Origin of the sequence: Pseudomonas migulae NBRC 103157 (genome assembly GCF_002091715.1) — a bacterium.
Classification (GTDB): Bacteria; Pseudomonadota; Gammaproteobacteria; order Pseudomonadales; family Pseudomonadaceae; genus Aquipseudomonas; species Aquipseudomonas migulae_A.
Window position 1 is genome coordinate 76,473 of sequence record NZ_BDAG01000002.1, and the last position, 11,865, is coordinate 88,337.

Here is an 11,865-nt window from a genome sequence, read left to right on the forward strand (position 1 = left end):
AGTGGCGCCTGACGACTTGATTGGAACTAGGCAAGCGGTAACCAGACGCACACTTCGAACCCCTCCTTTCGACCTGTTGCAGGGGAAAACAATTTCATTCTCGCGTTGACCCCCTGCACGATGGTTTTGGTAATCGCCAACCCCAGCCCTGAACCACTGATTTCACTGTGACCGCGCACAAAGCGCTCTGTCAGGTGCTGCAATACCGACTGCGGCACCGCCGGGCCGCTATTGACCACCCGTAGCTGTGCCTGTTCGGTGAGACTGACATCGATCGGTTGATCCGCTGCCCCGTACTTCAGCGCATTTTCGATCAGGTTGCGCAACAGGATGCCAAAGGCGTCCGGATCAATGGTCGAGTACACGCAGGTCTGGTTTGGCAGCTGCAACTTGATCCGGTGCCCACTACGGTTGTTCCACTCATCAACCACATGGGCAAGCAACGGAATGAGGTCCTGAGGCGTTTCGGACAACAGGCCACCGCCTTCGGCCTTGGCCAGTTGCATGAGTTTTTCCGAGAGCCGCGCCAGCTCGCGTAACGCGTTTTCGATTTTCGCCGCACGTACTCGCAACGGGCCCTCGGGCGCCTCTTGGTGGAGTCGCTGGATTTGCGCCAGGGTCGCCGCCAGTGGCGTACGCAGTTCATGGGCACTGTTGGCAGTAAAGCTGCGTTCGCTCTCCAAAGCCTTGCGCAAGCGCTCCAGCAGATGATTGACCGCCTCCGCCAGTGGTGCGATTTCCGCCGGCAATCGCGCCCCGCTGATCGGCGACAGATCACCCACCCCACGAGTCTCCACGGCACGACGATAGGCCAATACACTGCGCAAGCTGATGCGCACAAACAACCACGTGCCTAACAGACTGATGGGAATCAGCGCCAATAATGGCAACAACAAGGCAAGCAACGCTTCACGTGCCGCTTCACGGCGGTGTTCCAGAGGTTCGGCAATCTCGATAAACACTGTTTCACGTAGCGCACTGGCGCCGTACAAACGGTATTTTTTTGTGGTTGAAAAGCCTTCGGCCGGTTGTTGGTTGAAGATCTTCGGGTTGGCGTCGTGGGACTGCATCAGGATCTCGCCCTTGGCATCGCGCACCAGATACGTCAGGTATTCCTTGTGCATTTTCAGGGTGGCGACATGTTGTGCCTCACTGGGGTTTTCCCGGTTGCTGATTTCCAGCACGGCCAGGGGCAGGATGCGCTGCGCGGTCTCTTCCAGCGCGCTGTCGAACGCCTCGTTCAATTCATGTTGCACCACCAGCCAGGCGCCAACGGTGGCCGCCAGCCACAGTAAGGTCGTGCCCAACGTCAGCCCCAGGCCGAGGCGTTTTTGAAGGCTTGACGACGGCTTCATGCGGACATCAACCGGTAGCCCATGCCCCGCACGGTTTCAATCAGGTCGCGCCCGAGTTTTTTACGCAGCCGACTGATGTAGACCTCGATGGTGTTGCTCTCGATTTCGGCACCGAAGGCATACAACCGCTCTTCTAGTTGCGACTTGGACAGCAGCGCGCTTGGGCGCTGCACAAACGCTTCGAACAGCGCCCACTCCCGCGCGGTCAGGTCCACCGTCGCACCGGCCCGCAACACCGTGCGGGCACTCATGTCGACCTGCAAGTCGCCGAGTCTGATCTGTGGATTGGGGTTGCCGCTGTAGCGCCGGGCCACCGCCGCCACACGGGCCGAGAGTTCGAACAGGTCGAACGGTTTGACCAGGTAGTCGTCGGCGCCCGCGTTGAGGCCAGCGATACGATCGGAAATCTGATCCTGAGCGGTCAGGATAATCACCGGGGTCACGTCCCCTGCCGAACGTTGCTGACGCAGAAAATCCAGCCCCCGACCGTCCGGGAGCATCAGGTCCAGCAGGATCAGGTCGTAAGGCGTGGTGCGCACGCTGTTGCGCGCATGGTCCAGGCGCTGCACCCAATCGACGGCGTGGCCGTCATCGGCGATCTGCTCGCGCACCGCCTCCCCCAACCCGGGTGCGTCCTCGACCAATAAAACCCGCATCTGGCAGCTCCTGTGATGGTTGTCGTGCAGCACCTTAATTGCCTTACCTGACGTGAATCTGAAGATTCAGCTGGTTGTCAGGAATGCACCTTAGGGTATGCCACAGACGCCGACCTCGGCAGGAGACAGATCATGAAAACAGGTTTTATTGCCAATGCCACGCTGTTGAGCCTGCTGCTCAGTGGTTACGCCCTGGCCGATGACGATTGCAGCGACCCGGTGAGCGACTGGCAACCGCGGGAAACCTTGCGTCAGCAGGTCGAACGGCAATACGGCTGGAGCGTACAACGCATCAAGGTCGACGACGGTTGTTACGAGCTCAAGGGGCTGGATCGAAAAGGCAACGCCATCGAAGCCAGCTACTCACCGGCCTCGCTGCGTTTGCGCACACTCGAGATCCATTTCCGCGACGACGGCGATGCCAGGGATTACCTCGGCAGCCCGCTCACCGAATGACGCCTCACCTGTCGATGAGTTTTCCCTGCGCTTCAGGTTGCTGTCAGCAAGCAGGTCCAGGCTCTCGACCTAACGATCAAAAGGACACCCTCATGAAAAAGATCATCGCAGCCACCTGCCTAGCCGGCGCCATTGCCCTGCCGGGTCTGGCCCAGGCTCGTGAAGTGACCTTGACCACACAGCTCAAGGACTACAACGGCAATGATGCCTATCTGGCGATCTATGTCACCGACGCCAACGGCCAATACCAGAAAACCCTTTGGGTGGCCGGCAAGAAAGCCAAGTACTACAAGCACCTGGGCGACTGGGCCCGTGGCAGCGGAATGAACCCGAGCGAGTTTGACGGGGTCAGCGGCGCCAGTGTCGGCAGTGGGCGCACGCTCAAAGTCAGCGTCGAACTGGCAGACACCCTGATTGATGCCGGGTATCAGATCCGCATCGACAGCGCCGTCGAGGACAAACGCGACGCTCGTGCCGATGTCAGCGTGCCGTTGACATCCAACGGCGCCGGCAAGCCGGCGACCGGCAGTACCTACGTCGAGTCCTTTACTTACGATCTGTAGCACCCGCCATTTCTGGAGGCTGAACATGCTTCGTCAGTTCCATTCCCTACCTGGCCTGATCGCCGCCCTGCTGGTCATGTTGTTGGCCATCAGCGGCGCGATCCTGTCTGTCGACCCGGCCCTGGAACGCCTGCACAGCACGTCCACTCCTGCCGGACAACTGAACGTCGGTCAACTGGCCGGGCGCGTTGCCAGCCACTTTTCGGGCGTGGAGCAGATCCAGCGCACAGCGTCCGGTTCGGTGATCGTTTACTACAACCAGAACGGCCAGGCCGGGGCGGAACAGGTCGACCCACTGACCGGCAAAGGCCTCGCACCTCACGAACCCTCCTCGTTCACACGCTGGGTGAAAGACCTGCATCGCTCGCTGTTTCTTGGCACGCCGGGCCATGGGGTGGCGGGTGTCGGCGCGCTGTTCATGCTGATGCTGTCGGTGTCCGGTACGCTATTGCTGGCCCGGCGCCTGGGCGGCTGGCGTAACCTGCTGCGGCCGTTGCGGGGCACCTTCAGCCAGCGCTGGCATGCGGAAGTCGGGCGACTGACACTGCTCGGGCTGCTGCTGTCGGCATTGAGCGGGCTCTACATGTCAGCCACCACTTTCGGCTTTATCACCGACGGCAGTCAAAGTGAGCCCGCCTTCCCCGCCCACGTCAGCGCCGGCCCGGCCTTGCCGGTGGCGACGCTGCAAGCCTTGCAGGCCACCGACCTCAACGATCTGCGCGAGCTGGTTTACCCGAGCCCTGGCAACCCGAACGATGTGTTTTCCCTGCGCACGGCCCAGGGCGACGGCTACGTGGATCAGGCCAGCGGCGCCTTGTTGTCCTATCAAGCCCACGACTCGATGCACAACCTCTACGAATGGATCTATCAGTTGCACACCGGCGAAGGCCTCTGGTGGCTGGGCCTGCCGCTTGGACTCTGCGCCCTCTGCGTGCCGTTGATGAGCGTGACCGGCATTCTGTTGTGGTGGCGCCGCCGCAAGGCTGGCCCGAATATCCGCCACAACAGCCCTGCCCACTCCGCCGACAGCGTGATTCTGGTGGGCAGTGAAAATAACAGCACCTGGGGCTTTGCCAAAACCTTGCACGACGCCTTGCACCAGAGTGGTCATCAGGTGCACAGCGCGGCGATGAATGATTGGGTGGGTGATTACCGCAAAGCCCAACGGGTGTTCATCCTCACCGCGACCCACGGTGACGGCGATGCGCCGGCCTCGGCTTCGCAGTTCCTGGCGCGGCTGGCCAAAACCGGCCTCAAGCCCGGTCTGCCTTTTGCGGTGCTGGGCCTGGGCGACCGTCAGTTTGCGCAGTTCTGTCAGTACGCCCATCAGGTGCAGGACGCGATGTTGCAGGCCGGTGGCTCGCCATTGCTGGGGTTGGAAACCGTCAACCGCCAGTCCTCTCAGGAGTTTGCCCGCTGGGGTCATGCGTTGGGCGAAGTATTGGGGCAGGATCTGGTGCTGGTTCACACCCCGCAGCAACCGCGTACCCATCAATTGCAGCTGACAGATCGGATTGCCTATGGCGAACAGGTGAATGCACCGACCCACATCCTGCGCTTCAAAGCCTGCGGCGAGCTGCCGGGTTTTCTGGCCGGTGACCTGGTCGGGATTGTGCCCCCCGGCAGCCCGATCCCGCGTTTCTACTCGCTGGCCAGCGGCTCCCAGGACGGCGTGCTGGAGATCTGTGTGCGTAAACACAACGGTGGCATGTGCTCGGAATTCCTTCATGGCCTGAACATCGGCGCGCAGATCGAAGCTTTTATCCAGCCCAACCCGCAATTTCGTCCGGCGTCAGGCGCACACCCGGTGATCCTGATCGGCGCCGGTACCGGCATCGGTCCTCTGGCCGGTTTTATCCGCAACAATAAGGCCAGGCACCCGATGCACTTGTATTGGGGCGGGCGCAACCCGACCTCGGACTTTCTCTATGAACCGGAGCTCAACCAATACTTGTCAGACCGTCGCCTCACGGCACTGCGCGCGGCCTTCTCTCAAGCTCAGGACCGCTGCTACGTTCAGGACCGGCTGATCGGCGATGCCTTGGCTTTGCGCCGACTGATTGAAAAAGGTGCCCAGGTGCTGGTGTGTGGCAGCCGCGAAATGGCCAAAGGCGTGATGCAGGCCTTCGATGAAGTGTTGGCGCCTCTCAACCTGAGTGTGCTGACCCTCAAGGCACAAGGACGCTACCGTGAAGACGTCTACTGAGTTGCAGCGCTATAGCCTGAACGGCGAAACCATGGGCACTCGCTACACCGCCCTGTTTTATGCCGGGGCCGGGATCGATGCCGACGACGTTGGCCATCGCCTGGCGCGCGCCGTGGCCCGAGTGGACCAGCAAATGTCCACCTGGAAACCCGACTCGGACATCAACCGCCTCAACGCCGCCCCTGAGCAGGAATGGGTGTCCGTGCCCAAGGAACTGGCCACGGTGCTGTCTGCTGCACTGCGCGTCAGTCATCAATCGGGCGGCGCCTTCGACATCGCTGTCGGAGACCTGGTGAACGCCTGGGGGTTCGGCCCCGGGGAACAGACAATCACAGAGCAGGCGATCGGCACGATGCCGCTGCGCGCACGGCTGTTGGCCAGCGCCGCATTGGTGGTTGACCCGCAACGCAATCAGGCGCGCAAGCGCGTGCCGCTGAACCTTGACTTGAGTGGCATCGCCAAAGGTTTCGGCGTGGATGAACTGGCCCGTTGCCTGGAGGGTTTGGGCATCACCCGCTACCTGGTCGGCATCGATGGCGAAATGCGCGCCAGGGGCGTCAAACCTGACGGCCAATGCTGGGTCGTGGCCCTGGAAAAGCCCCACCGGGGCGTGCGTGAAGTCATGGGCGTGATGGAACTTGGCGATGCCGCTATCGCGACCTCCGGGGACTATCGACATTGGGTGGACGTGGCCGGTCAGTCCTATGCTCATACCATGAACCCGGCCACCGGCGCGCCGCTGTGCAACCCGCTCGCCGCCGTCACCGTGGTGGCGGCCTCGTGCATGCTCGCCGATGCCTGGGCCACGGCGTTGATGGTCCTGGGCGAAACCAAGGGCCCACGTCTGGCTCAGGAACGCGGCATGGACGCGTTGTTCGTGCTGCGCGAGGGTGAACAATTCAAAGAAATATCCATTGTCGGCGGCCAGTTGCAGGCGCAAATTGAAACTCGCTGACACCGATTGCCGGCCCGCTCGGAACCCGTCCGACGTGAACCGCCGAATGACAGGGAGTCCTGTTAAACAATGAAATTCATGCACAGGCACACCGAGGCACACCGAAGCGATCGTATCGGCTGGCTGCGCGCCGCCGTCCTGGGCGCCAACGACGGGATTGTCTCTACCGCCAGCCTGTTGATGGGCGTCGCGGCCGCCAATGCCAGCCACGCCACATTGCTGGTCACCGGAATGGCGGGCCTGATGGCCGGAGCCATGTCCATGGCCGCTGGCGAGTACATCTCCGTACATTCCCAGGCCGATACCGAGCGGGCCGATCTGTCCCGCGAACGGGCAGAACTGTCGAGCGACCCGAAAGCCGAGCACATCGAGCTCGCCAACATCTACATGCATCGCGGCGTATCACCCGAACTGGCCCATCAAGTGGCCGATCAATTGATGGCCCATGACGCACTGGGCTCTCACGCCCGGGACGAGCTGGGCATCAGCGCCACCCTCACCGCCAAACCCTTGCAAGCTGCCCTCGCCTCCGCCGCCAGTTTCGTGGTGGGTGCCGCGTTACCGCTGGCGGTGACGTTTGTCGCGCCGGAGCACAGCGTGGTGCCCTGGATATCAGGCATGTCCTTGGTGTTTCTCGGGACACTAGGCGCCATCGCCGCCAAGGCCGGCGGAGCCAAGGTCATCACCGGGGCCTGGCGGGTGACATTCTGGGGTGCGCTGGCTATGGGCATTACGGCAATGGTGGGATCGCTTTTCGGAGCGGTGGTTTAGTAAGGCGTACCCTCTCGAAACGCAAAGGGGGAGGCGGAGGTTGTTGGTTCTTGCCAATCAGCGCCCCCCTTGTACAGCCTTTCCAGAAACAACGCGCGACCTAAGATTCCACCCAGAACCAGCCGTTTTGTAGGGGTAAAAACGCTTTAAAATAAAAAGGGGTCGCGAGATAAAATCTCGCAACCCCTTGAATTATATGGTCGGGACGGAGTGATTCGAACACTCTACCCCTAGCACCCCATCTCCTTTTTCATACTTCTTGAAAGCTTCCAGAATTTTACTCTGGATTTTTCCAAGCTAGTATTTACTTGAGCTCCAGCGGTGTTCTGCTCTACAAGAGTCCAGTAACGTCCATCAAGAGCCGACGTTTTTGTGGGGGTAAAAGTAGGGGGAACCCATTTTATGGCAAAAATCACCATCAAAGAACTCGAGTCGCTGACCGCCAACGATGCAGGCCGAATCCTCCGGGAAGATGGCAATCTCGCGGGTCGAATTTCCCTGCGTAAGGACGGCGTGTCGGTCAGCTTTTTCTATCGCTATCGGTGGGGCGACCAGAACAAAGAATACGCCTGCGGGTCCTGGCCACGCAAATCCCTGACGGACATTCGCAAGGCCCGCAACCAGGCACGGGCACTCATTGATGAGCAAATCAATCCCAACGAGCACAAGAAAACTGCCAAGGCACAGGCATACGCCGCGGCTAACGTAGAGGCCGAACAAGTAAAAACGACGAAGGTGCAAACGCTGACCGTCCAGGATCTGGCCAAGGCCTGGCTGTTGGATGGCGTCGCGCGTAAAGATGGCAATGCCGAGTTGCAACGACGCTTTAACAAGGACCTTTTGCCAGCACTCGGCAAGACCGCAGTGAGCAGCGTCTCCGAACACGATGTTCGGGCGCTGATCCGCACCGTGGTCAACCGCGGCGCTCACCGGCAAGCCATCAGTTTCTTCGCCGACCTTTCCCAGATGTTTAGCTGGGCTAGAAAGCGCCAACCTTGGCGGGTCTTATTGATCGAGGGTGATCCAACTGAGCTGGTCGACATCTCCCCTCTGATCCCAGCTCACTACGAGGCAGAAAGAAGCCGCATCCTTTCCCCGGCGGAGCTGTTGGAACTGCACAATCGTTTCCAGCAAATGACCGCCGATTACGACGTCCTCCCCGCGGGACAAAAATACGACGGCATTCGGCCGCTAAAGAAGGAAACGCAGCTCGCGCTCTGGATTAGCCTGGGCACGCTGTGCCGGATTGGTGAATTGCTGCAGGCCGAATGGAAAAATATCGATCTGGACCAGCAGACCTGGTTCCTCCCCAGTGAAAACGTCAAGGGCACCCGGGGCAAGAAGCAGGACCACCATGTCTTCCTCTCCCCCTTTGCCCTGCATTTCTTTCAGGAACTCAAAACCCTGACGGGAGATTCACAGTGGTGTTTTCCCAACAAGCAGGATGAAGGGCATGTGGACGTGAAAGTGGTGAGCAAGCAGGTCGGTGACCGCCAGGCTCGCTTCAAAAACCGCAAGGCCCTCTCTAGACGGCGTCATGACAATACCCTGGTCCTGGCCGACGGCCAGAACGGCGACTGGACGCCGCACGACCTGCGCCGTACGGGCGCAACCATGATGCAGGCTTTGGGGGTCAGCCTGGACGTCATCGATCGCTGCCAAAACCATGTGCTGGCCGGTTCTAGGGTGAGACGCCACTACCTGCATCACGACTATGCCGAAGAGAAGAAACGTGCCTGGAATCTGCTGGGCGATCGACTCAGTGCTGTGTTGTCCTCCGCCTACGAGCACCCTCCGGCCGAGTCGATGATTTCTTTCCCAGCCTATACCGAGAATGGATTGCTACCGACTTCATAAGTCGGCATCTTCAGTACTGAGTAATCATAGTTTCGTATGACATCGCCGAGCGCGCTATTTGGCTCGATTTCTGCCCATCATGACCGGCAAAAGTCGGCCAGCAGTTGCCAGTCGCACGTCTAAAAAAGTAGCGGCGATTCAGCCGCTGGCAACGAGCCAAAAGCAGGCACTCAACGCGTCTACTAAACCGGGGACGATTCACCTTGCGTAGTTAAACGAACTCCCACTTGTGCGGCAGCAACAGTGTAAGCCAGCCGCACATCATGGACGCAGCGCGAAGACTGCAATTTTAAAAGTGCGCGCTAAATTGCTAAGCTAATGGCACTCTGCTAGCGTCTCCTGACTTATAATCAGAAGGGAATCGTATGGACGCGCAGGGACAGGTACGCATCTGGCTACTTGAGCAGCCGGACTGGCTTCAGGAGGCTGCTGATCGGCTGCTTAAAAACGGTGATCTCACCCAGGATGACATTTCCCAGATTGCCGCACTGTTAAAAACGCCGTCAGGGCAGGCCGTCTCGAAACATCGAACATTCGATGAGCTAACACACGCTCCAGCTGGCTCTGTGCTCCGATTGCGAAGTATTGCAGACGTCACAGGAATTGAGAGCCTTGGTCCCAGGGCGCCTTTAGACTTTGGTACCGGCAATTTAACGGTTATCTACGGGCATAATGGGTCCGGCAAGTCCTGTTACACGAGGATTCTGAAAAAAGCGACAGGCAAAGCTCGCGCCAGTGATCTCAAACCAAACGTTTTCCAAGCGGCTCCAGCTTCCAGCAAATGCACCCTCAGCTTTGAACTGGATCAGTCATCGGAAAGCGTTGAATGGCATATCACCCACCCCGCGATTGAACAATTGCGGGAGATAGACATCTTCGATAGTGAAGAGGCGCTCCATTACCTGAAAAGCGAAAGCGCGGCCACGTACAGCCCGCCCATCATGGGTTTGTTCGAGAAGCTGGCCAATGCGACTGATTCGGTTAGGGACACCTTGCAGGCTGAACAAGATCAGCTTGTGAGCCAGCTCCCGGCTATCCCCGCTACCCTCAAAGACACGAGCGCCGGCAAGAGCTATCAAGGCCTTAGCGCGCTGGCACCATCAGCTGTCGATAATCTTTTACGCTGGACTCCAGAGAACGCAGGTAGTTTAGAAGCGCTCAATGAACGACTGAAGACCAGTGATCCCTCATCGCTTGCGAAACAGAAACGCGACACCTGCGTCCAAGTAACCAATATCGTCAAAGGCATCAAGATAGCCGTGGCGGCGTTCGGCGCTGAGCAGATCCAAACTATCCGCACTCAGCGATCAAACGCCCGTGACAAACGACGTATTGCGATCGAAGGCGCGCAGGCCAAATCAGCGATTTTAGAAGGCGTCGGTACGCCGACATGGAAAGCAATGTGGGAGGCGGCTCGCGCATATTCCCAAACGCCGTATCCGGACCAGCATTATCCAGTTACCGTGGACGGGCGCTGCGTGCTCTGCCATCAAGAACTATCGGCTAAAGCCCAAGATCGACTCAACGATTTCGAGCTGTTTGTACAAAGCCGCCTGGAAACAGATGCAAAGTCTGCCGAGCAAACTTACAGCGAAACTCTCCGTATGCTTCCTAACAGCCCGACGGAGGCCGAGGTACAGACGCAGTGCACTGCGGCAGCTTTGACCACGCCTGAGTGGATGGCAGCAGTGTGGGGCTTTTGGAGAGGTGTCGGAGAATCGAGGAAAGCCCTGCTGGATCACGAGCAGTCAGGCTTGGCGGGTACGGTCCCCGATGTAGCCGCGAATCTCCTTGTACTTGAACAATTCGCGCAGCAGCTGACTTTGGAAGCAGACCAATTCGATCAAGATGCGCTTCAGTTCGACAGGCCGAAAGCTGTCGCTGATAAAACCTCATTGGAGGCTAGCCAATGGGTTTCGCAGCAAAGTGAAGCAGTCAGGAAGGAACAACAGAGGCTCAAGGACCACAAGCTGCTCGACAAGCTGAAGACTAGTGCAAGCTCTCGTCGTATCTCTAACAAGGCAACCGAAATCTCCGAAAGCGTGGTTACCGAGTTATACGTCAAGCGCTTCAATGATGAGCTGCGTGCTCTAGGTGCCACCCGAATTCAGGTTGAGTTGATAAAGACCAGAACCACTCGGGGTAGAGTGCTTCATCAACTCAAACTCAAAGCTCTCAAAAATGGTGATCACTCGCCTGACAAAGTGTTGAGCGAAGGTGAGCGTAGGATCATATCCCTTGCAGCTTTCCTTGCGGACGTTACCGACAAACCAGGTGTCGCCCCTTTCATTTTCGATGACCCAATCTCGTCGCTAGATCATGATTTCGAATGGAAAGTCGCATGCCGATTAGCTGAATTGGCTAAAGAACGGCAGGTCCTTATTTTTACGCACAGGCTTTCGCTTTACGGAGCGATGGATGACGTTGCCAAGAAAGTTGGTGATTCTTGGAAGAAGGATAACTTCCAGCAAATGTGCATCGAGTCCTTTGGTGGAGCATCAGGACACCCTGCTGATCAAGCAGTGTGGAATAGCTCGACGAAGACCGCAAACAACATCCTGCTGACTCGCGTCAGGGACGCCAAGAAAGCGGGCGAAGATTCAGGTGCAACTGCTTACTATGCCTTAGCTCAAGGTATCTGTAGCGATTTCAGGAAATTAATCGAAAGGTCGGTTGAAGATGACCTTCTGTTTAAAATCGTCGTACGCCATAGGCGCGGCATTTCCACAGATGGTCGTCTGCCTGCCCTTCTCGGGATCACCCGTGAGGATCTTCAAAAAATTGACGAGTTGATGACCAAATACAGCTGCTTTGAGCACAGCCAGTCTGATGAGATGCCGGTACAAGCTCCAGAAGAGCCCGAACTGAAAGCCGACATTGAATCGCTCAAGCAGTGGCGAGATGACTTGGAAGGCCGAAGGAAAAAGGCAGCTTAAACTCAGAAACCACGCAGAACAATCATCTGATTGCGCCGCTTGGCGAGCGGCGCAATCAACACGATTAACGGATTGACCGTTCGCTGACGACGACTTGGGGTAACCATCCG

General features: G+C 58.4%; 9 protein-coding genes. 7 read left to right on the forward strand and 2 right to left on the reverse strand.

Features of this window, described 5'->3' with window-relative positions:
- Positions 1 to 26: 26 nt before the first annotated feature.
- The gene (locus PMI01S_RS02590; RefSeq protein ID WP_084317893.1) at positions 27 to 1,355 is read right to left on the reverse strand and encodes a sensor histidine kinase; all 1,329 of its coding nucleotides are present in this window, start codon (positions 1,353 to 1,355) and stop codon (positions 27 to 29) included.
- A complete protein-coding gene (locus PMI01S_RS02595) occupies positions 1,352 to 2,011 on the reverse strand; it encodes a response regulator transcription factor (protein ID WP_084317894.1) in 660 nt (219 codons plus the stop codon). The genes PMI01S_RS02590 and PMI01S_RS02595 overlap by 4 nt, the downstream gene beginning before the upstream one ends.
- A gap of 132 nt (positions 2,012 to 2,143) precedes the next feature.
- Here PMI01S_RS02595 and PMI01S_RS02600 point away from each other — a divergent pair, with 132 nt between their 5' ends.
- The 7 genes from PMI01S_RS02600 (at position 2,144) to PMI01S_RS02630 (ending at position 11,755) form a co-directional block, all read left to right on the forward strand.
- Positions 2,144 to 2,467 carry a PepSY domain-containing protein gene (locus PMI01S_RS02600; protein WP_084317895.1) on the forward strand — a complete coding sequence of 108 codons (324 nt, stop codon included), beginning with the start codon at positions 2,144 to 2,146 and terminating at the stop codon, positions 2,465 to 2,467.
- Between the two features lie 92 nt (positions 2,468 to 2,559).
- Positions 2,560 to 3,030: a DUF2271 domain-containing protein gene (locus PMI01S_RS02605; RefSeq protein ID WP_084317896.1), complete on the forward strand. Its 471-nt coding sequence runs from the start codon at positions 2,560 to 2,562 to the stop codon at positions 3,028 to 3,030.
- A gap of 25 nt (positions 3,031 to 3,055) precedes the next feature.
- Positions 3,056 to 5,236, forward strand: coding sequence for a PepSY domain-containing protein (locus PMI01S_RS02610; protein WP_084317897.1), 2,181 nt, complete (start codon positions 3,056 to 3,058; stop codon positions 5,234 to 5,236).
- Positions 5,220 to 6,191, forward strand: a complete 972-nt coding sequence (locus PMI01S_RS02615) for an FAD:protein FMN transferase (RefSeq protein WP_235864408.1) — start codon at positions 5,220 to 5,222, stop codon at positions 6,189 to 6,191. The genes PMI01S_RS02610 and PMI01S_RS02615 overlap by 17 nt, the downstream gene beginning before the upstream one ends.
- Positions 6,192 to 6,260: 69 nt before the next feature.
- Positions 6,261 to 6,962 (forward strand): VIT1/CCC1 transporter family protein, encoded by a 702-nt coding sequence (locus PMI01S_RS02620; RefSeq protein ID WP_084317898.1) that lies wholly within the window; start codon positions 6,261 to 6,263, stop codon positions 6,960 to 6,962.
- A gap of 402 nt (positions 6,963 to 7,364) precedes the next feature.
- Positions 7,365 to 8,819, forward strand: coding sequence for a tyrosine-type recombinase/integrase (locus tag PMI01S_RS02625; RefSeq protein WP_084317899.1), 1,455 nt, complete (start codon positions 7,365 to 7,367; stop codon positions 8,817 to 8,819).
- 365 nt (positions 8,820 to 9,184) lie between these two features.
- Complete coding sequence (locus tag PMI01S_RS02630) at positions 9,185 to 11,755, forward strand: AAA family ATPase (RefSeq protein ID WP_084317900.1); 2,571 nt, start codon at positions 9,185 to 9,187, stop codon at positions 11,753 to 11,755.
- Positions 11,756 to 11,865 lie beyond the last annotated feature (110 nt).

What these genes read in the sequence shown, in the direction of transcription:
- PMI01S_RS02630 (WP_084317900.1), top strand. Translation starts at nt 9,185, where the DNA reads ATGGACGCGCAGGGACAGGTACGCATCTGGCTACTTGAGCAGCCGGAC.
- PMI01S_RS02605 (WP_084317896.1), top strand. Translation starts at nt 2,560, where the DNA reads ATGAAAAAGATCATCGCAGCCACCTGCCTAGCCGGCGCCATTGCCCTG.
- PMI01S_RS02610 (WP_084317897.1), top strand. Translation starts at nt 3,056, where the DNA reads ATGCTTCGTCAGTTCCATTCCCTACCTGGCCTGATCGCCGCCCTGCTG.
- PMI01S_RS02595 (WP_084317894.1), bottom strand. Translation starts at nt 2,011, where the DNA reads ATGCGGGTTTTATTGGTCGAGGACGCACCCGGGTTGGGGGAGGCGGTG.
- PMI01S_RS02625 (WP_084317899.1), top strand. Translation starts at nt 7,365, where the DNA reads ATGGCAAAAATCACCATCAAAGAACTCGAGTCGCTGACCGCCAACGAT.
- PMI01S_RS02620 (WP_084317898.1), top strand. Translation starts at nt 6,261, where the DNA reads ATGAAATTCATGCACAGGCACACCGAGGCACACCGAAGCGATCGTATC.
- PMI01S_RS02590 (WP_084317893.1), bottom strand. Translation starts at nt 1,355, where the DNA reads ATGAAGCCGTCGTCAAGCCTTCAAAAACGCCTCGGCCTGGGGCTGACG.
- PMI01S_RS02600 (WP_084317895.1), top strand. Translation starts at nt 2,144, where the DNA reads ATGAAAACAGGTTTTATTGCCAATGCCACGCTGTTGAGCCTGCTGCTC.